General features: G+C 57.0%; 14 protein-coding genes. 7 read left to right on the top strand and 7 right to left on the bottom strand.

What is annotated here, in order from left to right; genetic code table 11:
- Positions 1 to 202 precede the first annotated feature (202 nt).
- Positions 203 to 3,943 (bottom strand): hypothetical protein, encoded by a 3,741-nt coding sequence (locus tag AB1644_08720; protein MEW6051125.1) that lies wholly within the window; start codon positions 3,941 to 3,943, stop codon positions 203 to 205.
- Positions 3,944 to 4,816: 873 nt separating this feature from the next.
- Here AB1644_08720 and AB1644_08715 point away from each other — a divergent pair.
- A complete protein-coding gene (locus tag AB1644_08715; protein MEW6051124.1) occupies positions 4,817 to 7,291 on the top strand; it encodes a GEVED domain-containing protein in 2,475 nt (824 codons plus the stop codon).
- A gap of 109 nt (positions 7,292 to 7,400) precedes the next feature.
- On the opposite strand, the gene AB1644_08710 is transcribed toward AB1644_08715, so the two are convergent.
- The 3 genes from AB1644_08710 to AB1644_08700 form a co-directional block, all read right to left on the bottom strand.
- Positions 7,401 to 9,128: a glutamine--tRNA ligase/YqeY domain fusion protein gene (locus tag AB1644_08710; GenBank protein ID MEW6051123.1), complete on the bottom strand. Its 1,728-nt coding sequence runs from the start codon at positions 9,126 to 9,128 to the stop codon at positions 7,401 to 7,403.
- A 213-nt stretch (positions 9,129 to 9,341) separates the two neighbouring features.
- Positions 9,342 to 9,542: a winged helix-turn-helix domain-containing protein gene (locus AB1644_08705; protein ID MEW6051122.1), complete on the bottom strand. Its 201-nt coding sequence runs from the start codon at positions 9,540 to 9,542 to the stop codon at positions 9,342 to 9,344.
- A 90-nt stretch (positions 9,543 to 9,632) separates the two neighbouring features.
- Positions 9,633 to 10,412: a GNAT family N-acetyltransferase gene (locus AB1644_08700; GenBank protein ID MEW6051121.1), complete on the bottom strand. Its 780-nt coding sequence runs from the start codon at positions 10,410 to 10,412 to the stop codon at positions 9,633 to 9,635.
- Positions 10,413 to 10,618: 206 nt separating this feature from the next.
- Between AB1644_08700 and AB1644_08695 the strand changes: the two genes are divergently transcribed.
- Positions 10,619 to 13,216 carry a protein kinase gene (locus tag AB1644_08695; GenBank protein ID MEW6051120.1) on the top strand — a complete coding sequence of 866 codons (2,598 nt, stop codon included), beginning with the start codon at positions 10,619 to 10,621 and terminating at the stop codon, positions 13,214 to 13,216.
- A 3-nt stretch (positions 13,217 to 13,219) separates the two neighbouring features.
- On the opposite strand, the gene AB1644_08690 is transcribed toward AB1644_08695, so the two are convergent.
- Positions 13,220 to 14,812: a sigma-54-dependent Fis family transcriptional regulator gene (locus AB1644_08690; GenBank protein MEW6051119.1), complete on the bottom strand. Its 1,593-nt coding sequence runs from the start codon at positions 14,810 to 14,812 to the stop codon at positions 13,220 to 13,222.
- Between the two features lie 246 nt (positions 14,813 to 15,058).
- Here AB1644_08690 and AB1644_08685 point away from each other — a divergent pair, with 246 nt between their 5' ends.
- The 5 genes from AB1644_08685 to AB1644_08665 all read left to right on the top strand — a co-directional run bounded on the left by AB1644_08685 (position 15,059) and on the right by AB1644_08665 (position 22,043).
- Positions 15,059 to 16,363 carry a hypothetical protein gene (locus AB1644_08685; GenBank protein ID MEW6051118.1) on the top strand — a complete coding sequence of 435 codons (1,305 nt, stop codon included), beginning with the start codon at positions 15,059 to 15,061 and terminating at the stop codon, positions 16,361 to 16,363.
- Positions 16,364 to 16,466: 103 nt separating this feature from the next.
- Positions 16,467 to 18,431, top strand: a complete 1,965-nt coding sequence (locus tag AB1644_08680) for a hypothetical protein (GenBank protein ID MEW6051117.1) — start codon at positions 16,467 to 16,469, stop codon at positions 18,429 to 18,431.
- A 5-nt stretch (positions 18,432 to 18,436) separates the two neighbouring features.
- Positions 18,437 to 19,183: a hypothetical protein gene (locus tag AB1644_08675; GenBank protein ID MEW6051116.1), complete on the top strand. Its 747-nt coding sequence runs from the start codon at positions 18,437 to 18,439 to the stop codon at positions 19,181 to 19,183.
- 11 nt (positions 19,184 to 19,194) lie between these two features.
- A complete protein-coding gene (locus tag AB1644_08670; GenBank protein MEW6051115.1) occupies positions 19,195 to 20,460 on the top strand; it encodes a beta-ketoacyl-[acyl-carrier-protein] synthase family protein in 1,266 nt (421 codons plus the stop codon).
- Complete coding sequence (locus AB1644_08665) at positions 20,457 to 22,043, top strand: hypothetical protein (GenBank protein MEW6051114.1); 1,587 nt, start codon at positions 20,457 to 20,459, stop codon at positions 22,041 to 22,043. Before AB1644_08670 ends, AB1644_08665 begins: the two co-directional genes overlap by 4 nt.
- A 67-nt stretch (positions 22,044 to 22,110) precedes the next feature.
- Here AB1644_08665 and AB1644_08660 read toward each other — a convergent pair whose 3' ends face one another.
- Together AB1644_08660 and AB1644_08655 are read right to left on the bottom strand one after the other, a co-directional pair.
- Positions 22,111 to 22,896, bottom strand: coding sequence for a hypothetical protein (locus AB1644_08660; protein MEW6051113.1), 786 nt, complete (start codon positions 22,894 to 22,896; stop codon positions 22,111 to 22,113).
- Positions 22,897 to 23,092: 196 nt separating this feature from the next.
- Entirely contained in the window at positions 23,093 to 23,968 is an 876-nt protein-coding gene (locus tag AB1644_08655; protein MEW6051112.1) for a hypothetical protein, read from the bottom strand.
- Between the last annotated feature and the right edge of the window lie 204 nt (positions 23,969 to 24,172).

The following is a 24,172-nucleotide window of genomic DNA, read 5'->3' as shown; positions in this document are numbered from 1 at the left end:
AGTTGTCATCAGGTTGTCCCCTAAGCCGCGAAATCAGTTGTGTCAGTTCCTGCGACCCCGATGCAATCGGGGTCGTGTGAACTGACACCCTTTGCCTCCAATGAGAAACGTCGTCAGGTCACAACCTCGACTTCGTCGGGGTCAGGACGTGCAGCAACTTCACTAACTTGCGGACAGCCTCTACTATACCCTGATACTCCGCTTATGGGCATACGGGCGGAAGGCCGCCCATGAACAAGAATTCAACAAGTACGGTGAGGTCACTTATGTCGATCACACTGTCGCTGTTGACATCGGCCGCCTGTGGTATCGGCGGTGCCGCCTCGCCGAGGAACAGGAAGCCCACTAAGTAGGTGAGATCACCAATGTCCGGTCCCACGCCATTATTGTCAACGTCGCCGCAAACATATTGAGGCGCCAGTGTGACATGAAGCTGTACAGGGACCGTCACCGGGCTGTTCCCCGGATCGTTGTTCGAGATTATCACGTTGGCGGTATGCATACCGCTGTCGAGTTCGGCAGTGCGAAACTTGACGTTGAGCTGCTTCTGCTGCATGCTCAGCACCAGTCCGCTGGCAGGTTCAACGTCGAGCCAACGGTACGGAGCGTAGATTTTGAGCAGCAGATTGTTGTGCCCGTAGGTGCTGTTAAATGTCACCTGAAGGCCGTCCGTACCCGTTGCATTCTCCGTACCGATCGTGCTCGAAGTCAGATCGAATCCGGGAGCGATCGAGAGGTACTTGATAAGAATGCTGCCGTCCTGTTGAAGCACGACCTGCGCTGTGATGACATCGCCGGCTGCCGCGCTGTACTCAGGATACTGCGTGAACTGGATCACACACTGTCCGCCGGAGGTATCGATATAGACATGAGCACCGGGATTGGTGGGATCCTTCGGGTTCAAATCATCCCACATCCAGGCGATAAAGTCGTTCGGTGTTGCGACGGTTGGAATTGTGGCGTTGGTGAGCGATCTCATATTGTCAGAATTGAATCCAATCAACCCGTTCGAACCGATATAGAACTGCGTGTAGGTGTTGCCGTAGAATGAAAACGCAAAGCCGAGCTGATACGGTCCGGATACGGTGTCATCCACGAGATCATTGACCACATCTATCCCGGTAGCCGAAATATCGGTCCAACTGAAGGTCGGGCCGCCCGGCTGGTCGGAGTCGATCCAGTAGTATCCGAAGGCGTCGGGGCCGCCGGCTCCCTTGGTTACCGGGAAGCCGACCCGCGGGTCATCGGCCCCCTTCTGCTCGACGTAATTCTGGTATTCCTCAGGATATGTTCTCTGTGCCGGTTCCAGGAGTCCCGCCGCGCGGAGTGATTCAAGCAGGTCGTTCCGCTTGGCTATGAGTTGAACCGATGCGGCGAACTGCAAGCTCCCCAGTCCGAGATTGTCAATCGTCAGTGTACGCGTGACCGAATCCCCCTTCTGAATCGTCTCGGAGTATGACAGAGGGGAGACTGAAATCTGCGGCGGGAAGTTGACATCGACTTTCACGTCATCCACAAACCAGTCGTCGAACAGTCCGGCCGTGGCGGTGTTCCGGAACCGAACTCGGAACCCGGCGTGGTAAGCGGGAGCCGGGAGGTACGTCAGCACTTCTTGGAAAGTCGTCATGTCCGGATCGGCGCCCAAATGCTGGTTAATCAGCACCCACGTGCCGGTGTTGTCCAGGTACTCCACAAACAAGTCATCCCCGGCATCTGGTGACTCCCCGCCACCGGTCTGCTCATAGGAGTAGGTCAGGGCAATGTCCGAAAGCCCTTCCAGATCGATCGCCTGTGACATCAGTGTGTCGGCGCCAACAGCGTCACCGTTGAAATCAACTGAGTACGGCGGTGTGGGCGGATTCGAACCGGTCGTGTTTACCTGGCAGCCGCTGGCGAGAACCCACTTGCCGATATTGATGCTTGTGGTCGGGAAATCGTCGAAGAACGGAATGTTCAACGGTTGTCCGGCCGAAATTGTGACCAGTGATGAGGCAGCCTTGATCGCAGGACTCGCGGTCGATGTCGCAGTAAGGATCGTGCTGTCCTTATCCCCATAAAGGGACGGGGGAATGACGACCGCCACTTTAAGGGCTAAACTGTCGTTCGGCAGCATGGTGCCCGTGGAAGAAATGACGTTCGTGCCGGTGGCATCGAAAATGATCGTGGTCCAGATATTACCTGAGTTAGCCAACGCGTAGTCGTCGGTATAGATGCCGGCGTTCTTCACCTTGAGATCGAACCAGGCCGTGTCGCCCACCGCGCCGGTATGAGTCAACGATGCCGGGGTCAACTTAACCGCATAATCCACGACACGAAACGTATAGACTTGAGTGGTGTCGGCATCACCATTTGTATTGGCAGCCGTCATGAAGTAGCTGACATCAGTCCCGGGGGACTGTTGGGGGATGAACGCGTGGTATTCGTCTGTCACTCCGGTGGTCGTCAGCAATGCCGTGACGTATCCCGCCCCGACATTATAATGAAGGACCAGTGAGTCGGCCACGACCGGCGTATTCGACTTGATAACACAGATGACCTCGTACGGGTTGAGCGTATCCTGTGTGTCCTGAAGCGGTGTGTGCGTTATTGAGATGCCGGCAGCCGGGCGACCGTCAAGCGTCAGCGCTCCAGTGTTGTCCGGGTCGAGCCAATCGCGCAGACGGGTCGAGGCCGTCGTCCCGTAATTCCATGACTTGGCGAATTTCCCGAACCAGTCGGCGTCGTTATTGCCGCAGGCCGCATAGCCGCCATGGAGCTGTCCCATGATCCGTTTGTGGTCATCCAGGAGGGGAGAACCCGAGGATCCCGGCTCCGTTGTCCCGACGTCCCAGTCGGCCACGCGCCAGTGGCTGTCACCCGAACCCGGGGCGCCAAGGTAACCGGTCGATGCAATTGCATCATATTCAAACGAGATCTTCTTGATGTCTCCCTGCGGGTGATGGATGTCCGTGAGTGTATCGACCGCGGAATCAACCGCGTTCCAGCCGACAAAATACACATTGTATGAGTCCGGCGGCTGCTCGGTCAGCTGCACCAGTCCGAAATCGGAAAACGAATTGCTTGCGCGGAGCGTACTCCCCTGAACCGTCATCCACGTGGGGCCATCAACATTGGTGCAGCCCGGACTCTCATAATTGAACATGAAGATCCAGCTTGTCTCCCCTCCGAGACAGTGATTGGCTGTCAGGAAGTATGGCGTCAGGTCCTGCCGCACGTTATTTATCATTGTACCCGAACACAGGCGGCCGCCGCCACCAGTGAGAATCATGGCTACACCCCGCTTGATGTCCTGCCAATCGGCTCCTTCGGGGCAGTTCACGTTCACGTTGCAAGCGCCGGCGTCCCCGTAGTCCAATACTCCTTTGAGCGCATGGCGGTCAAACAGGTTTCGGTACGCGTGGATGACACGCGAGATGGAGATCACACCGCGCTGACTCGCCGAAGCGGGCTCATAGTACTCAAGTACGCACACGTCCCCCTTGACCGGAGCAGTGGCGAATTGACCTTCGGCCTTGTTGTTCTGCGAGGTAAAGGCGCCGATGAGGAATGACTGATCCTCACTGTAAAGAAACAGCTTAGCGCCCTCCGGCAGCCAAAACCGATCGTACAGAAGGTTGATCGAGAATGCGCTTGGCGATGCGATGCGAAGCCGCCAAAGTCGATCACCGTTGGGCAGTATCTGCCAAAAGCCGGCATTGTCCGTGGTGAAGTTCACATCGAACGGGTAGCCGAATCGAAGCGGAACATCCTTGGACTGCTCTGCCTCGTCTTCGGCCAAAAGCGCGCGGTTGTCAACCGACGGCATCAGTTTGACAGGGATGGACGCGCTGAGGGATTGGTCGACAAATGTGAGCGGCTGGCCGCCGATGCTCACCTGCCCCAGTACACTGGCGCTGACACACCAGAAAACCAGGACCATGCCTGTGACGGTTCTTGAACCCATGAGCTCCTGACCTCCAATGAGTTACGAGGTGCCGCGACATCACCACCTGACAAGGAGATGAGCTGTAAAGTGAGCGTGCTCCCACCGGGGCTAAGACGCCACGGGAGCATGCTCCGAGACTGAATGCGAGGTCTACGTTACCTGTGTGTGGTTGTTGTCGCCGGCACGTTAAGTTATGTGTGTACCACCTGGACGCATGCGGCGCACGAGCGAACGCATGACGTCGAATGGGTTGTTTCGCGGCGTAGGACCCTTTCGCAGAATTCGACCCGTTTCATCTCGTTGCAGTCCGGCATCGGGCGACCGGGTCGGATGTCAAGCGTATGACATAACATATAACTTTTCATCGCATAGTCAAGCACGAATGTCGACGCGAGTCCGACAATTGGTGACTGGACGGCAGATTATCGCGTGTGACGTACATGACATCCAATTGGCGACAATGCGACCAATTTTTGTATGCAATACATTAGGCGGCACGCGATGTGATGGGCGCGTCGTGTGTGCAAAACAAGTCACATAGGATTATGTGAAGAATCCTGATGTGCGACGCGAATTCTGACTTGACAGGATTTGATTGATTGGTTATGTATTGGGCAGCAGTCTTTTTAGCACAGCGCAATAAGAACAACGAATTCATTCTAAGCGACCCGCGGTGTTTCACCGGTGGTCTCAGAATGTGAGCTGAGGCGACCAGAATTACCGCTCGGCAACCTGGCTTGGGCTTCTTCGAGCATCCTCGCTGAAGAGCGTCGCGGACAAGCTCGCACTCAATCTCAATCCCGGTTGACAATTTGTGGTTGGTACCGTCTGGCGACAGCGAATGAACTGCCAGGTGGAAAGATGAGGTAACCCTCAGGAGTAAATGGCTCTATGGTCCAATTGAAAAAAAATGTGCGCATCATCGCAATGATGCTATTCGCCCTGGCGTTCTGTTGTCTGGTGTGGCAATCGACAGCATACGCCGGCGAGGCGCCCAGATCGGTTGTACCTCTGCCGGGGCCCAGCCCTCAGAAGGCGGCCGAACAGGACGTCAGTCTAACTATTCTCAATTACCCGCTGACCAAACCGGAATACCACGGCGATGAGAACCGTCCCAACCGTGTGGCGCAGGGTGGCGATGTGATCGCCACTGCGACGGTTATCCCGGGCATTCCGTATACTGATGCGGGCACGACATCCGGATACACCAACGACTACAACGAAGTCTGTCCCTATTCGGGCGGCACCGCCCCGGACGTCGTGTACTCGTTTACGCCGGCTGCCAATGTGACAGTGGATATCGACCTGTGTGCTTCCGGATATGACACGAAAGTCTATTTGTATGCGGGAGCATACACGCCGGGAGCACCATACGCATGCAACGACGATGCCTGCCCGGGCTATCGCTCGTTCATTGATGATCTCAACCTGGTTGGTGGCACGACCTATTATATCGTGGTTGACGGTTATGGGAGCGCGTTCGGAAATTACGTGCTCACGATAACACCGGTGTCGGCCTGTGTCGTGACTTGCCCGCCCGGTGGCATTGCCGAGGGTGAACCCTGTGTGACCGATGGCGCTGATGTGACCAACGGCGGCTGCAACTCCAGTCCCGAAGTCTACAGCACCATCAACTGCGGCGATACCATTTGCGGTACCGCCTGGGCCAGCAACGATTTCCGCGATACCGATTGGTATCTGAAGAGCTTCACCAACGACACGACCGTCATATGGAAAGCGGTTGCGAACTTTCCTGTCCTGTTGTACATCGTCGACCTCACGGGCGGCTGCGGCAGTGCGACGGGCATTATCAGCGCGACCGGCAACCCCTGTGACACGGTGACCGTCTCTGCGGATCTCCCCGGCGGGACCTACGCGTTCTTCGTGGCGCCACGGTATTTCGACGCCACGTACATTTGTGCCAACGGCCCGTGGAATTACACCGCCTGGCTGAAGTGCCAGGATCCGCCGCCAGGGCCTGCGAACAACTCGTGTGCTAACGCGACGCCCATCGGCGATGTGGTCAATCTTCCGTTCACGACGATCGGTGCGACCCACGATGGACCCGGCGCGTGCATATATGGCGCCAACATCTGGTTCTGCTACACGGCTCCGTGCGACGGTGCTGCCCGCGTCAGTTTGTGCGGGTCCAGCTACGACACCAAAGTGGCTGTCTACAATGGCTGCAGTTGCCCGCCCGGCGCCCCAGTGGCCTGTAATGATGATTTCTGCGGATTGTCATCCGAAGTCACCATACCCGTAACGATGGGCCAGACGTATCTCATCGAGATCGGTGGGTACAGCACAGCAGTGGGCAACGGAGTGCTTACGGTCGAGTGCAGCCCGCTCCCGCCGAACAACTTCTGCGAGGATGTCACCCCAGTCACGCTGCCGGCTACCTTCACGGGCGACAACACGGGCGCGATCAATCAGTGCTCGATTTTCCCGGACGGTCATGTCTGGCATGCGTTCACCATCGACAAGTGCATGGATGTAACGCTTGACTATTGCACGACCTCGCCTGCGTTTGGCAACGCCTGGTTGAATCTGGCCATGGGATGCCCGTGCGATTCAATCACCGTCGCGGGGACGTTCGACGTCACTACCTGCGGCGACGGTAACGTCACCATCCGCTGGTCGTCGTTGATGCCCGGCACGTATTACTATCCGGTGCTGCTTGACCCAGCCTATGGCGCCGAAGGCCCGTACACATTGCACGTCTCCGGCGATACGGTGAAGTGCAAGCCGTGTCCCGCCTCGGGCAATATCTGCGATGAATACATCAGTCAGGTAACGGTCGGGACGATCGATAACAGCTCCGGCTGCGATCACTACGCCGACTACACCTATCTGAGCACGGTGATGTGGAAACGGCTTGACTACAATTTCTCGGTCAAGAACGGCTATCCGTATTCATCGGATCAATGCGGTGTCTGGATCGACTGGAATGGCGATGCCGACTTCTATGACGCCGGCGAGCAGATCACGGTGAGCGGGACTCCCGGCAACGGGCCGTACACAGGGGTCATCACGCCTCCCGACAGTCCCGGCAGCGACACGGTGATCATGCGTATACGTATCACCTATACCGGTACGGTCGCGCCATGCGGCACAACCACGTATGGCGAGGTGGAAGATTACACCCTGATCGTGAACCATTTCGACTGTGGCGATATGAACGGTGACGGGCTGGTGAATATGGCCGATATCACGCATATCATCAATTACTACTTCAATTACGGTCCTTGCGCTGTGCCGTGTGAAGCGGCCGATGCCAACTGCGACAACGTGGCCAATATCGCCGACATCGTTTATCTTGTCGAATATGTCAATGCCGGCGGTCCGCCCCCGTGCTGCGTGCCGTAACGGCGTTCCGAATTGATTGCGCCGCCAGGCGTAAAACGTGACCAAACACAACGGCCACCCAGGTTCTCCCTGGGTGGCCGTTAACGTTTCGTGTATACGTTACCTTCGATCAGGCGCTTCGTTGTCCCTTCTCGATCTTTGCCCAGGTGTCCTTGAGAGTGACCGCGCGGTTGAACACCGGTCTGTCCGGACGTGAATCACGAATATCCACGCAGAAATATCCGTTCCGTAGGAACTGGAAGAGACTGCCGGGAGCGGCATCCCGCACACCCGCTTCAACGCGCGCGTCGGGCAGCACCTTCAACGAATCTGGATTGAGATTGGCGGTGAAATCCTGATCTTCCGAGGCGTCGCCTGGATCCTCTTTCAGGAACAGCTGGTCATACAGCCGGACTTCAGCCGGCACCGAATGAGCCGCCGACAACCAGTGGATGGTCCCTTTTACCTTCCTCCCGTCCCTGGCCTCGCCGCCGTGAGTGCCGGGGTCGTACGTGCAATGGAGCTCGACCAGTTCGCCGGTACTTTCGTTCTTGGTGACGCTCACGCACTTGATAAAATATGCATGTTTGAGCCGAACCTCCACACCAGGCGCAAGGCGGAAATATCCCTTCGGTGGATTTTCACGGAAGTCATCTTGTTCGATATACAGAACTTTGGAAAACGGTACTGTCCGGGTGCCCATCGACGGGTCTTCCGGATTGTTGACGGTCTCGAATTGCTCGACTTGGCCTTCAGGGTAATTATCAAGTATGACCTTAAGCGGTCTCAACACGGCCATGGTCCGAGGAGCTCGTTTGTTCAGAATCTCGCGCAAGCAGTCTTCAAGCACGCCTACCTCCACCATACTGTCCCGTTTGGAGACGCCGATCCGCTCGGCGAACAGGCGAATCGCTTCAGGCGTATAGCCGCGCCGTCGCAGGCCGCTCAGGGTAGGCATACGCGGGTCATCCCAACTGCTGACATGGCGGTCCTGCACCAACCGAAGCAGTTTGCGTTTGCTCATGATCGTGTAGGTGAGGTCAAGGCGGGCAAATTCGATCTGCTGGGGATGGTACAACTTGAGCTGGTCAAGGCACCAGTCGTAGAGCGGGCGATGGTCTTCGAACTCCAGCGTGCAAATAGAATGCGTGATCCGCTCGATTGAATCTGAAATGCAGTGAGTGTAGTCATACATGGGGTAGATGCACCATGTATCGCCGGTGCGATGATGGGTGGCGCGGAGAATCCGGTACAGTACCGGGTCTCGCATGTTCAGATTCGCCGAGGCCATGTCGATCTTCGCGCGGAGCGTCCGCGAGCCATCGGCGAACTCACCGGCCCGCATGCGTCGAAACAGGTCCAAATTCTCCTCGACGGTGCGGTTGCGGTAGGGGCTGTCCTTGCCCGGCTCGGTCAGGGTGCCGCGGTACTCCCGAATCTCGGTGGCGCTCAGATCGCAGACATACGCCTTGCCGTCGCAAATAAGCTGCTCGGCCAGCTCGTACAGCCGATCAAAATAGTCGGACGCGAAGAACAGCCTGTCTCCCCAGTCGAATCCGAGCCACTTGATGTCCTCGATGATCGATTCGACGTACTCGATGTCCTCTTTGCTCGGGTTGGTATCATCGAATCGCAGGTTGCACAAGCCGCCGTACGTCTCCGCTATTCCGAAATTCAGACAAATCGACTTGGCGTGGCCGATGTGCAAATACCCGTTTGGTTCAGGCGGGAAACGGGTGTGCACTCTGCGGTCAAATCGGCCGCTGCGGTTGTGCTCGTCGATGATCTCCTTGATGAAATTCGTCGCTGCCGGGACGCCCGGGTTTCCGTCGGACGATCTGTCGTTCCGTTCAGACATAGCAGACTAACCTTCTACCATTCGTGGCCGCAAATCCCTGCCGTACCGATATCGGACCGATCCAATGTCGGTTCAGGGCATCCGTTTTGAACAGGGAATCTACGAGATTCAAGGGCGGCAGCAACGAAAATCACACGATGGGGCACATGGCCACGGTGCGTTGGCCTGCCGCTCGGCGAGGAATATGTACTATGGTCGTCCCCGGCAAGGCGACTATCGAATCAGCGAGACAAACGTCTTATTGCCGTCGACCCGGTAGTTGACTTTCCCTTCACGGGCCAGCCACCCCAGCGCCTGATATACCAGAACTTCCTTTTCATGGACCATTTTCGGGAGCTGCGTCAGGGCGATCTCCTCTTTCTTCAAGAGGGTGCTCCAGACCTTGCCCGCCATTTCGCCGATCGTCAATTCCATATAACCTCCATGTATCAAAAACCTCCCTGTCGACGACCGGAAAATCCCTTCTCTGGCCGTGTCTGTCAAGGTTTGTTGTGTTAGAAATTTCTACGACTTCCGGGCGGCGGAGTTCCCAAGTTGATGGCACATCCACACGTTTGGCTCCACATACAGTCCCAGGTTGGCTTCGCGGTCAATTCTGACAGGCACAAGGGCGCCCGGTATTATGTACTCCCCGGTTTCCGGTAGGCGCATCGAAGTCCAGGTCTCCCAGTCGGGCACACTGCCGGGGATACGCATGGCGCTTGGGCAGACCCGGATGATATCCGCGCCCAGACGCGTATGGGTGCGAAGCCAGGGGTCAAACGGAAGACCGTCCTCAGACTTCCACCGAATGTACTTCTCCATCGGGATAAGCGGGTAGAGCGATTTCTGGTTCGGCCGAACCGGGGCAAACAGTCTGTTCAGTGAGTGCGCCGAAGCGATCTCCCGCATCCTCAGGACCATACGAGTGCTTAACCCGAGCGAGCGGTATTTCGGATCGATGACGATCTGGAGCGCGCATAAACAGTGAAGTGGCAACCCGCCGGCGAGATCCTCGAACCCCTGTTGCAGCGCCCAGTCCCAGCCGTCGTCCGGCAACAGATGCGGGTCGGCATCGAACGCCAAAGGAATGCTGTTGCCGACAGCCACAATGCCATCCGTTCCGGTATCGATTAGCGCAAACTGGTATTCGGCGAACGTCTGGTACAGTGGGCCGAACAACCGGTTGGCAATCGGGTCCTGTAGCATGAATAGGGGCCAGAACTGACCTGGGAATTTGGAGACGACTTGCGCCAGGTCGGGCCGTTCGGCTACGGTGAAAAATCGGAAGTTGTTTTTGTCCATCGTGCTAAAGTGCTTCCCACAGGGAGCGATGTCAACACCAAGGTGAAGCCGCCGGTGGTTCCGGCCATTTGGAACTGTTGGGTGGCACCACATTGTTGTTGCCGAACGGCAGCAACGTAGCCTATCTTGAATCCATCAACGGGCACCCGCATCGTAGTTAGTACAGCCGACCATGTAAGATGCTCTCGTGGTAACGGGATAAGACAATGGATTCGGACCAGCCAATAACCGGCCTTCGCGCTGGTCTTTCATTCAGCCATTATTCGGTGCGTCGAAAACTTGGCGCCGGTGGGATGGGTGAAGTTTGGCTGGCCGAAGATGCCAGCTTGCAGCGGCGAGTGGCGCTCAAGTTCCTGTCCCCTCAGTTGACTTCTGACCCCGACTGTCACGCCAAACTCAAACGGGAAGCACAGGCGGCAGCAGCCCTGAATCATCCCAATATCATCACTATTTATGAGGTGGGGGAGTTTCAGGGACGATCGTTTATCGCCATGGAATATGTAGATGGCGAATCACTCAAGGATCGGATGGCTACCGGGCGGTTGGCAATCCCTGAGGTAATTCAGATGACCAAACAGATAGCACGCGGTCTGGGCCGAGCGCATGCTGTCGGTACCGTCCACCGCGACATCAAACCGCACAATATCCTGCTGACAAAGGACGGCACGGCGAAGATCCTCGATTTCGGTCTGGCGCAGCTTTGCAGCGGTTCTGATGTCACGCGGACGAGCGCCACGGTCGGGACCATGGCGTACATGTCGCCCGAGCAGGCGAAAGCACAGGAGGTCACGCCGGCCTCCGACCTGTTCGCGCTTGGCGTGGTGATGTATGAAATGCTGACCGGAGTGCTGCCGTTTCGCGGGGAGTATGAGGCGGCTGTGCTGTACGCTATCGTCCACCAGGAGCCGGAGCCGCTCCAGAAACTCCGTCCGGATATTCCACCAGCTCTCGAACAGCTCGTTATGCGTCTGCTTGAGAAAGACCCTTCCAAACGGCTTCAAAGTGCTGACGACCTTCTGGCTCAGTTACAGGCAATATCGGTGTCAGGCCATGCGCAAGCGTCACACATCGAATCGTCAACTCGGCACCGGCGTCTTCTGGTGTCTAGTGGGATTGCCGTTCTCGCACTTGTTGTAGCGATCACAGGCTGGCACGTCTACAAGCCGCATGTGAGCGCGAAAGGAGCCGGGGCGCCAATGCTGGCGGTGCTGCCGTTCGACAACCTCGGCCTGCCCGGCGATGAGTACTTCGCCGACGGCATGACTGACGCAGTGACTATGCAATTGGCCAAGGCGGGGCGAATGGGAGTAGTCTCACGAGCCAGTTCCATGCAGTACAAGGGGAGCAAACTTCGGGTCGCTGAGATCGGGTCGGAACTGGGCGTCGATTACGCCATCACCGGTGCGGTGAATTGGGAAAGGACTGTTACACCGAGTCGCGTGCGGATCAGCGCGGCGCTGGTGAAAGTAGCCGATGACACATACTTGTGGGCCGACAGTTATGAACGACCGCTTGAGCACATATTTGAGCTGCAGGCGGAGATCGCGCAGCGTGTCGCGGCGGCGCTCAATGTGGCAGTTGGTTCACCCGCGGAACAGCAGGGGGGCGGATTGACCCCCAACCTGCAGGCCTATGACTTCTACTTGAGAGGTAATCAGTATTTCAATCGAAGCTGGGACAAGGACGACATTCAAATCGCGCTACGCATGTATCGACAGGCAGTCGCACTCGATTCCGGCTTCGCTTCTGCTTATGCCATGCTCTGCCGGGCGGAGGAGAGCATGTACTGGGAATACTATGACCGCTCGGACGCCACCCGCCGGAGAGCGCGGCAGGCAGTCGACCGGGCACTGACGCTCCAGCCGGATCTGCTCGAAGGACACCTTGCGCTCGGCTATTACTACTACCACTGTGAGCTCGATTATGAGAATGCCTTGAGGGAGTTCGACCGGGCGCTGACACTTCAACCGACTCATGCGGAACTGCTTAATGCAGTTGGGGCGGTGCAACGGAGACAGGGGAAACTCGACGCTGCCGCACAGAATTTCATGAAAGCACTGGAGTACGACCCGCGATCTTATCTGAAAGCGTTTGATGTGGCACTGACCTTTGCCATGATGCGCGAGTTTCGAGAGGCAAATCGATTTCTGGATCGTACCATCGCGCTGGCCCCGGACTGGCCGCTTCCGCACGTGGTCAGAGCTTGGATGGCGGTGCTTCGTGACGGCGACGCGGGCGAATCCAGAAGGGTACTCGCGCAAGTCCCAGCGCAAGTGGATCTGGCAAGATCACCGTACTATTGGTGGCTCATGCGGATACTGGAGAGTGATTTCAGCAAGGTGCTGTCGCAGACACGCCTGGGAACCGATACCGCTGGATTCTATCTGCATCGCGCCCAGATGTACCGCTTGCTTGGACGGGGACAGCAGGAATACGCCTATGCCGATTCGGCGCGGTGCATTCTGGAGACAAAGGTCCGGGCGTTGCCGGAGGATGCGCGCTTCAACAGCCAGTTGGGTCTGGCCTATGCGGGCATGCGACGAAAGAGCGAAGCAATTGCTTACGCGCGAAAAGGGGTCGAACTGCTGCCGACGTCACGGGATGCGTATGACGCACTGTTTCTAATGGTCAATCTTGCCGAAACGCTGATGATCTTCGACGAGTACGATGCCGCCGTCGAGCAGCTTGGAGCCCTGTTGAGTGTGCCCGGTTTCGTGTCAGTGCCGTACCTGAAAGCGGACCCGCTTTGGAAGCCGCTCCACGATCATCCGGCGTTCCGCAAGCTGTTGGCGGGTGCGGCCTGAGCTTTAGCGCTTGATGCCGTAGCGGTCCATTTTGTCTTTCAGGCCCTTTCTCGTCAGACCCAGCGCCTCCGCCGTTTGCATGATATTCCCCTCGTGCTCCTTAAGCGTCTGGGCTATCATCTCTCGCTCAACTCGCTCGACAACCAGGCGGAGCTCTCCTCGATAAGAGTTCGACTGTTCGCCGGAAAAGGCCGGGGCCGCGAGAACCGGGGAGAGGTCGGTCACTTCGATCACCCCGTCCGAGCCGCACACCACGGCCGCCCGCTCCAGTTCATGTTCCAATTGACGCACGTTGCCCGGCCAGTCGTATCTCAAGAAGCGTTCAAGCGCGCCCGGTGAGATGTGCAGCTCCGCCACGCCGAGCTTGATCCGAAGCCGCTTAAGAAAGTGATTGATAAGGAGCGGAATATCTTCGGTGCGCTCCGCCAGAGACGGCAACTCCAGCGTGAACGTATTGAGGCGATAGTAGAGGTCGTCGCGGAAATTCCCCCTGGCAATCTCGTCCTTCAGGTTTTTGTTCGTCGCCGACAGCACCCGCACATCCACATACTCGGTCTTCGTCGATCCCAACGGTCTGATCTCGCCGCTCTGTATGACCCGAAGGATCGCAGCCTGGGTGGAGAGCGGAGCATCGCCGATCTCATCGAGAAATATCGTGCCGCCATCGGCTTCCTTAAAAAGGCCCCGTTTTTCGCGGTCGGCGCCGGTGAAGGCGCCTCTCACATGTCCGAACAGCTCCGATTCCAACAGGGATTCTGTCTTGATGCCGCAATTCTTTATGATGAACGGGCGATCCTTCCGGGGCGAATTGTAATGGATGGCCCGGGCCAGCAGTTCTTTGCCGGTACCGGTGGCGCCCACGATAAGAACGGCCGAGTCAGTGCAGCTGAACTTAGACGCCAGCGCCAGGACTCGTTTCATCGGAGCCGATTTGCCGACTATCTGCTCAAAAGCGAACGTGGCGGAGACTTCGGACTGCAGCCGGGCATACTCATCGTGGAGTTTCTGCCGCGACAATTCGAGGAGTTCGTTCTTGGCGGCCAGTTCTTCCAGCAAACGCGCGTTGCTGAGCAATTGAGCCGACTGCGAGGTTAGTATGCCTACGAGTCGGCAGTGCTCATCGGTGAACGGACCCTTGCCGGCACTTCGGACGAGACTGGTCAGGCCAATGATTTCGTTGCGTACCAGCATCGGACAACAAATGACCGACTTGAACAGACCGTTCGACGATGACATACCGGAAAACCGCTCGTCATGATCGAGATCATCGATCTTCAACAACACGCGATTGGTGAGCACCCAGCCGCAAATCAGTTCGTTTGCTTTGAACGGGGTAGTCTCAGCCTTCGATTTTGATGTTCGAACAACCGTCGTCAATGCATCCCCCTCGGCCATCGGGGTCACCAGATTGATGAGTCCCTGGTCCGCTTGCGTGGCGCGCACCAGCTCCCCCAGGATCAAATCCATGATATGGTTGACCTCGCGCACCTGACTGATACGCGCGATCAGACTATTGATGAGTCGTAACTCACCCAACGCTCTGCGCAGACGTTCGACATCCGAATGTTCGGGAATCTGATTCTCTTCTGCTTTCATGAAATGCCCATAACAAGATAGCAACTAACCACCCTCCGGTCAACCGGATTAAATGCTATCCAGAACTGGACCGGTCGCCGGAAGGCCCGTCGACCGCGTAACATATTGTGTCCCATTGAGATAATCACGTCCTGAAGTATCCACGTTCAGTCGGCATTGGGGTTGCATAACAGGCGGGCAGCTCACACAGGGCAAATGATCAGCCAAGACAATTTCCGACCACGATGGTCGGGGAAGGAGAATCAGATGAGGAGACTTACACTACTCGGCCTGTTGGCAGTCGTCGCCACGTTATTCGCTCTCGGATGCCAGCGAACACAGGAAACAATTCAGGGGAGCAACTACCAGGCCGCACCGATCGAGGCGGTCGAAGAGTCGGAGCCGCAGAATCTGGATGTTGATGCAATCGCAGCCGGGTTGACTGCGAAGACAGCCGTGTGCCCCACGCCGACCCCACCGCCGGGACCACTTACAACAGTTGCATTCGGCGACAATGCGCTAACATTCTGGCCGTTTACGGGGAACGACTTTTCCAGCCAGGGCCAGGATCCGATCAATCTCATCTTTGTCGGACACGCCGATCCGAGAGACATTCGTGCGGCTTTACTATCGCTCGACGGCGACAGGACGGCGATCGGCTTTCCGGATGCCTCACCATTCAATAGCAGATGGCTCGATGATGTCACCGGAGACATGCAAACCGCATATGGAGAAACTGAAGGCTGGACCGGCAGCGCCATCCAACTGGCGTGTGGTTCGTACGGGCCGGCGAGGTTCCATCTTCGCCTGTTCCGCCAGGGGGATTGGACTCTGGCCAATGTGCATTTCGAAATTCAGGTGCCTGGCACGACTAATCATCAGGTGATTTCGTGGGAAGTGGCCGAGCAGTTCGTCATCGTGGATCTCATGAGGAGCGGTCTGCTCGATCCGGACATTCCTATGATGCCGACAGGTCAGATCAATCCGGCTCCGTTTCGGGAGATCCCGGATATCATATACAACGGCTTACCGGTGGAATTGCGCGCTCTCATAGGCGGTCCTCTGGGAAATGTCTCCGCGCCGGTGCCGATCGGTACTGATGGGGTCGCCATGATTCTCAACCTTGGGGGAAGTGTGACTTGGACGCCCGGTATCTGGGTGCAGGATTTCGTCATCAATTTCGACCAGGTAATACCGAAGCCATTTTGCTCATCCGGACCGCTCGATTATCTCTACGCGAATGGACCGGTCCATATGCGGCAAGTGGTACGCCTCACCAGTGACGGCAAGTATGTGGCCGGTTTCATCGCTCAAGGGTCGCTCAATCTGACACCGGTGAATCCGCTGACCGATCCGCCCACGCCGGTCGGCGAGACGTATCCGGCAAGAGTGTACGAGCGACACGAGTCGCTATTCATGACCAACTATGTGGCGGTTTCGAGCTATCGCCTGCAGAAGATGTTACCGGTCGATGCGCCGAATCACGGGGTGCTGAGATCGACACTGCGTGTGAGTACAAGCGCTCACAATGTATTTACACTCGATATCCACTGTACGCCGGGGGCAATTTGATGCAGAGGGGGCCGACGCACGCGCCTTCGGAGGGCATGGAGCCCTCCGATCGGCGCGCGTCCGTTCGGTAGGCATAGCCTGCGAATAGAAGGAAGTGATTCAGATGGCACATCGATCAAGACTTGCGTTGATACTCCTGGCGACGGGAGCAATACTGCTGCCTACTCTTGGCTGCACCCTCATCGGGCTTGGGCTTGGGGCAATTGCGGATTCAGGCAAGCCAAAGAAGAAGCCGGTGCCGGGATGGGAGTGGCAGACTCTCAAACGGAACGAAAAGGTGACCATCTTTCGAACGGACGGGTCACAGGATTCAGGAAGGTTCGTCACCGTCTCGGAGGCGGACGCGGCGGCCTACGCCGACCGATTTGCACGCGAACATGACACTGACCCCTCTGCCGCAAGGCTCCCCCGACCAGGGGACACATTATCAATAGCCACTCACAATGGCGATTCCATGCGGTGTACGCTTATCGGCTATGACAGGCGGTACCGCCCGGTGGACCCGTACCAGAAACGTGATACGTTGGAGTCAATGACGACCGACGGGACACTGACTTGCCTCTTGACCGTGCAGAATAATGAGAGTGGCGCCATCCAGAGGATTGACAGTCGGAACATCGACGCGGTTGTAGTCAAAGACGATTTCGTGCTGTCAGGGGCTGACATAACGTCGGCAGTGCAGAACCATCACGTGCCGCTTTTGTCGTCGCTTGTGATCCTGAATGATTCGATACAACTGGTGATTCCGGTGGATCAGATCGAGCAGGTCTGGGTGAAAAATCGAGTGCACGGCAAGACCACGGGCCTCATTATCGGAGCTATTATTGATGCGGCAGTCATTGCAGCCGTTATCGCCTTCGCCGCTTCCGGAGGCATGGACATGAGCCTGACCTCAAGCAGTAGTAACGGTACCTGGTCCTGTCCGTTCATTTATAGTTTCGACGGTCAGAAATATCACCGCCAGGCCGAGGTGTTTGGCGGGGCGATCTTCCGGGCGGCTCAGCGGACTGACTGGGTGACCCTTGACTCCCTGCGTGATGTCGACGGTGTCTGCCGCATACGCATTACCAACGAACTGGAGGAGACGCAGTATGTCGATGAACTCAAGTTACTGGCAGTCGACCATTCACCCGGCACACATGTTGTACCGACCTTTGACGGCACGTTGCGGGTGACTGCTGCACCTGTTGCGCCAATCCAAGCCTATGATGATCGAGGAGCGAATCTGTCGGAGATGTTGCGGGAAACAGACGACCGTACATGGGTGAGTAACCCGTTCGGTCGAGATCCCGCCGATATTAACCAGGTCCGCGACGGTCTGGTTCTGGAGTTCTCGTTGCCGCCGGGAGTAGACTCGGCCACGCTGATTCTCAACGGTCAAAACTCGGCCTGGTCGGCTGAGATGCTTGGGCATATCCTCTCGTTGCAGGGGGACTCGCTTGAGAGTTGGTATCGTTCATTGAACAACTCGGAACCGGATAGGTCGAGACTTATGCAGGCAATGATTCGAGAGGGGATGCTGCTGGTGAAAGTGTGGGATCAAGGCACCTGGCGCCATGCCGGCACAATATGGGAGATCGGCCCGGCGGTTCCACGCGATGTGGCTGTCGTACTCCGGCTGCCGCACTCGTCCGATTCGCTTCTCAGGGTCCGACTCGAATCGACTGCCGGATTCTGGATGATCAATCGGGCGGCTGTTGAATATGGCTGGTCTTCGCCGGTGCGTGTGACGGAATTGGCGGCCGCCCGCGCGCTGGACTATCGAAGCGAAGATCAAAGACGCAGACTGGCCAACCTCGATCAGAATTATTACGCAATGCCAAGCACGCTCGACTGGGCGGATGTGGAGTTCGAAGTGCCGCCGCGTGTCGAGCGGCTCACCCGGTCGTATGTCGTCAAGTGCAGCGGTTATTACACGATTCATGTATGCGGCGAGGGGGAGCCACAGGACAAACTGATCGCGCAGTTACTGGATGAACCTGGGGCGTTTGGCAGGTACAGTCTCCAACTACTCAACCAGTACGTGTTGACATCCTTGGAAGTCGTCGACACTGCGGAGACGAGGTAGGTCACATGCGAACACTAATAATTTTCAGTCTTGTCTGGGTGGTGCTGCTGGGCGAATCGGCTCGGGGTCAGATTTTCGATGACACTACTCGACCGGTTCTCCAAACTCCCGACAGCATTGTGCAAGCTGAAACACGGCGATATGTTCCTTCCTACCCACACCTCAGCGTGAACATGGGAGCGGTGTGGGAGTGGGCGAGCTATAATGAGTTGAAAGAGACTTTCCACTCGGTCGAAGATTACTATGGCGTTCCGCAGAGTGGCGATCTTGCCGGCCGAAGCGTGACTGCAATCGCCGGTCTGCGACTCCATGTCAGTCGCCGGTTCTCGGCATGGTTTGAAGGTGTGATCGGCGGCAAGCCGTCATCAGGGCACGCGAGACGTCAGCATTTCAGCATGAGCATGCTTGTTACGCTACTCAGGCAAAGATCCATCTGCATGTCGTTCGGCCCCGGCATTGCCTACCAGCGGGTGCGCGCCTATCGCACCTATAGCTCACCTACAAACGATGGCGGCACCATGCAGTGGGTGGAGGTTGACACCGGTCCGGAGGTTGGCTATCCACTGGTCGCACTAATCGAGTTCCGCGATCCGGAGCGAACCAGACAATCGCTGTACGTCTCGGCAAAATACGTGATCGGGGGAGAAATGAAAAGAGAGGGGTTGGGATATCTGCCGCAAGGAAACAACATCACGGCCAAGGCTTCGATGGATGCGTTCTGGCTTTCGGCCGGTTTGGTGGTCGCATTCTGAGAGATTGGGCTATGCAGCGACAGGTGATCATAAGCGGGATAGGCGCCGTCACGGCCTGCGGCCTGGGAGCCGACGCACTCTGGCGTCATGTTGTCGGAGGTGTTTCGGCAGTTCAGCCTTGGCCGGAAGCCGAAGCGAGTGGATTGGCTGTGCGGATCGGTGCTCAGGTGGTGGGATTCGATCCTGAGCGGTTCGTTCCACGCAAAATGGCCCGGCGGCTCGACCGTTCGGCGCAATTCGCGCTGGGAGCGGCGACAATGGCGCTGGCCGATGCCGGATTGAACACCTCACCGGCGTCCCCCGAACGATGCGGTGTTTTCGACGGTTCCTCCCTTGGTTCGACGGCGCTGGTCATCGAGCAACTGAGAAAGTCGTTGGCAGGGGACAACTGTGCGCACGGCCCATCTATATTGGTATGCGGCATGTCGGGCAACTCATCCGGCGCCATCGCCATGCAGTTTGGCTTCAAAGGTCCGGCGGTGACCCTATCGCACGGCAGCGTGTCATCAGCCTGCGCCGTCGGTCATGGACTTCGCGGCATTGAACGCGGTGACCTCGACGTTGCGATCGTCGGGGGGACCGAGGCGCCGTTACACCTTGATATTGTTCGCCCCTTCGTTCACGCGGGTGTGCTGTCAAAGTTCAATGGTTCCCCGCACGCGGCGTGCCGGCCATTTGCCGCCGATCGCGACGGTTTCGTACTGGGTGAAGGAGCGGTGTATCTTGTACTTGAGGAACGTCAGCACGCAATCCTGCGAAGGGCGAAGATGTACTGCCGGGCTGCAGGGTTTGCTGAAACCTGCGATGCGTTCCATCCGACTTCGCCTGACCCCGAGGGCGTGATGCTGGCTGTAGCCATTCGGAAAGCGCTCGATGATGCAGAACTCGCCCCAGGAGAAATCGGCTATGTCAATCTGCATGGGACGGCAACTTCTGCCAATGATCCTGCCGAGTGCAATGCAGTGCGGGCGATTTTCGGACCAACGGAGAATCAGCCGGCCTGCGGCTCAACCAAGCCGGTGACCGGACATCTCCTGGGAGCGTGCGGCGCACTGGAGGCTGCGGTGATCGCACTGGCGGTAGATCGACAAGTGATCCCGCCATCGATCAATAGCACTCCACGTGACCCCCAATGCGACATCAATTGCGCGGGGGACAAAAGCCATAAGACAGACATTCAGGCGGCAGTGTCCGCCAACTGCAGTTTTGGCGGGCGGAATGCCTGCCTCGTCTTTTGCAAGATCGATAACGGTTCCTCCGGGAAGGAGTATGTATGAGAGCAAAGATGTGTATCGCTAGTGCGACGTTGGCAGCCCTGATTGTGGCAGGACTGGTGTCCGGTTGCATCCATACCCTGCAGGCGGTACCTGCGTCCCGCCTGAGGCAGACCGATTCGGGTAAAATGGAACTGCTGATGAAAGACGGAACAACCTATCGGCTCGATCGGGGTACGGTAACGGCCAAGAGGATAACAGGCTATGGGCTCAGATTTCCACACGACAGCGCCGGGAAATTCTTCTCCGGCTCAATACCGATTTCGGACGTCTCTATCGTGCAAACGAACAAGATCGACCCGGCGGTCAACCTGCTGGCCTGGGGTTGCATTGGTTTTCTAACGGCCAGTGCTGCCCAGTCCCTCGGATCGGGCAGCTTTGGCGTCGTGGGTGTGGAAATCTCGTATCCGGTTTCGGGTGGGGGAGGCGGTTCCTGTCCGTATGTGTTCTCATATGATGGAAAGTCGTATCAATTCGAGTCCGAGACCTTTGCCGGTTCGGTCTGCCGCGGTCTGGAGCGAACGGTGGTTGAGCCGTTGGCGCACCTGACGATCGTTGACGGCGCCTATCGCCTGGCGCTGGCCAACCAGTCTCCCGAATCACAGCATGTGAACGAACTGGCATTGCTGGCTGCGGACCATCCATATGGGACACGCATCATACCCGATATTCGAAACATACTTCACACCGTGCAGGATGTTCATGGACCGACGATGGCGGTTGGACTCGACGGCAGCCCGGCCGCGCATGAGATAAGGGCACAAGACGGCCGATTCTGGGAAACGAGACAAATGGATATCGACTCCTCGATAACGCGCTTACGTGATGGCCTCATTTGTGAGTTTGAGAAGCCCGAAACGGCAACAGCCGCCAAACTGGTAGTCACTGCTCGCGCGACGAACCTCGGATATTTCGCTCTGGAAAAGCTGTTCTCACTCCGTGGCCCGGGCAAGCTGGACTGGTATCATGAACTGAATACCGACTCGTTGGAGCGCCGACGGTTGGTCAATTGGCTCCTGCGCGAGGGTGGCCTGCAGGTGTCGGTCTGGATGGATGGCCGATGGGTTACTCAGGGTGTTCTTCCCCCGATCGGACCCCGTTCGACAGTCACAAACCTCGCGGTCTTGAACCTGGCCGATGTTGCGGGTGCCACGGTCAGAGTCAAGCTCGAAAGCTGCGCCGATCTCTGGCGGCTGGATCATGTCGGTATCGATTTTGGTCCGGACGAATCGATTATGGTAACGCCGGCGAGGCTGGCATCAGCCACTTCCGAGACCGGCACCGATGTCATGCTGAAGCTCGTATCAAATGACACGCTGTACTACTCGACAGCCCCCGGCAACTACGCACAGTTGCGTTACGATACTGTGGCACTCGCCGAAGGGATGTCACGAACCATGTTGCTTCGCGCCACCGGCCACTATTATTCCTGGCTTGATGCAGACTCAGTGGATAGCCAACCGCTGGTCGAGCGCATTCTGGATGAACCGCAGTTTGGGAGCATGCTTTACTTTGCGGAGTGGCTGAAGGTGCGAGACACATATCAAGCAGTCAGTGAACAAAGACCAAGATTTGCGCAGCACTGAGAGAAATAGAACGCCCCGGCCTCGATTTCGATGGCCGGGGCGATTGCTGTCTGTTAAGACTCAGACTCTATTCACAACTGCGAGTAATCTGCTGCCCGAAAAACAAGTGCTCAACAAGCGCGGTGACATCACCGATGTCGACCTCACCCGCCGCATCATTATCGCAATTCGCCTCTGGATAGCAACAAAACGGCTCAAGAGTGACGAACAGTCTGTCCACCATCGCACTCAGATCGCCGATATCGACAACGTCGCTCGGATCGCAATCCACATTCCCTGCCAGTCCCTGGCCGCAGGCGTAGATTGTGAAGCAATAGGGACCGGGCCAGTATGGTATAATCGGGGGTACACTACCCCCGCCAATTTTGAAGTCGTACGGTGGATAATTCATGAGCGAATCTATGCACACGTGCTTGCCGTTCGATGTCGACGTGAATGCCGCTGTGATGTGATAGATCGCTTGGTTCAGTCCAGCGGGCCAACCGCCAGAGGCGATGGCAAATCCGCCTGCCGACAGGCTATCGTTCCCCACAGACTGAACCGAACTGCGCAAGACGGCCGCCGCATCGAAGTAGTTGTGCCAACCGTTCACCGAATCGATAACGGGAGCCGACCATGAGGCGCCGTCCGGGGTGTACATCCGAAGTGCATTTACTATCCCTACGACCGTATTCTGAGCAAGCCCGCTCAAAGCAAATATAAACCGAACCGGCGTTCCTGCAAAAAGCGTGTCGCCGGATTTCTGGCCGTTCGCGTGATGAAGGTAGACTGTTTTTTCGCAGGCATAGCAAGAGTCGCAGACATCGCCCATGTGGTCGCCGTCGGCATCTGACTGATTAGCATTTGGCTCCAACGGGCAGTTGTCGTAGTAATCCTAAGTGCCGTCAGAATCAACATCGAACGAAGGTTTGCCGGCAATCCGGTGCAGCTCTGTCGTATTGAGAGTGCCCCCGACGACTAATGTGTTGTCATGGACAGTCATGGCATAGATATCGTGTAGTCCCAAGGGCTCCCAGACGGTGCCGGTCCAGCGATATCCATCGATCCAATTAGTCCCTATGACCAGCTCCCCGTTGAATGACTCCAGACACTGGAATCTCGTGCTCATCCAGCAGTCCACCAAATACCTCCCAGTCGGATCCGTTCCAAACCATGACAGTCCCGTTAGTATGATCTGGACCAAGCCGAATATGCCCGCCGGCCACTAGTTGACCGTTATGGATACCCAGGCATTCACTCCACCAGGCGAATCCAGCTCCCATGGGCTGCCACGAGGCACCATCCCATCGGGCGACATAGTTGACAGTATCTCCGTTGCCGTTGGTTTTGAACCAACCCGCCGCAATCAAATCGCCATTGTAATCCGCAAGTGCCATCACTCGACCATCGAGCCCCGTGCCGAGCGGTTGCCAACTGACACCGTCCCACATGGCCACCCCGTTTGTGGGCACGCCGGCCACACTGTCGAAATGTCCTCCAACCACCAGCTTTGTTCCCCATACCAATAGGCAATTGAAATCCTGACCAGAGCCGAATCCCAGATCGATCCAGTTGGCACCGTCCCAACGTGCCAAAAACGTCACCGTGTCGACATACTCTCCTTGGTAAATGCTCGGCTCACAGGCGGCGATCAACTGGCCATTATAAACGGCAAAATCTTCAACTGATGCGTGCAGTCCAAGGCCAATCGGTTGCCAATTGCTGCCATTCCACCGCGCAACCGATCGGCAGGCCACGTCCCCGGCGACGGTGAAGGCCCCCCCTGCGATCAGATCACCCTCAAAGACGGTGAGCGCCATGACGCTTCCGTTTGTGCCACCCCCATATGTATTCCAAGTACTCAAGTAGGACTGAGCGGATGCCGTAACCCCCAGCACCAGCAGCCCCACCATGGCGACAATCAGTCTCCATAGAGAGCGGACCATACACAACCTCCGATCGATGTATGACGCTAAGAAAGTCGAAGCCGGACGCGGCGACAGGATAGCCACCCGTTGGTTGATTAGATACCCGGCCATTGTCGCCTATTTCACTCTTAAAATAAGTCAAATGAGACTATTTTGTCAACGATTTTCCTGAACCCGGGTGCTCGATTCTACTTGTTGCAATTGTTGTTGAACGGCCGAAGC

The sequence above is a fragment of the Candidatus Zixiibacteriota bacterium genome, assembly GCA_040753875.1.
GTDB lineage: Bacteria > Zixibacteria > MSB-5A5 > GN15 > FEB-12 > DATKJY01.
Note: the sequence above shows the minus strand (reverse complement) of the source record. Positions and strands in the feature narration are given on the sequence as shown.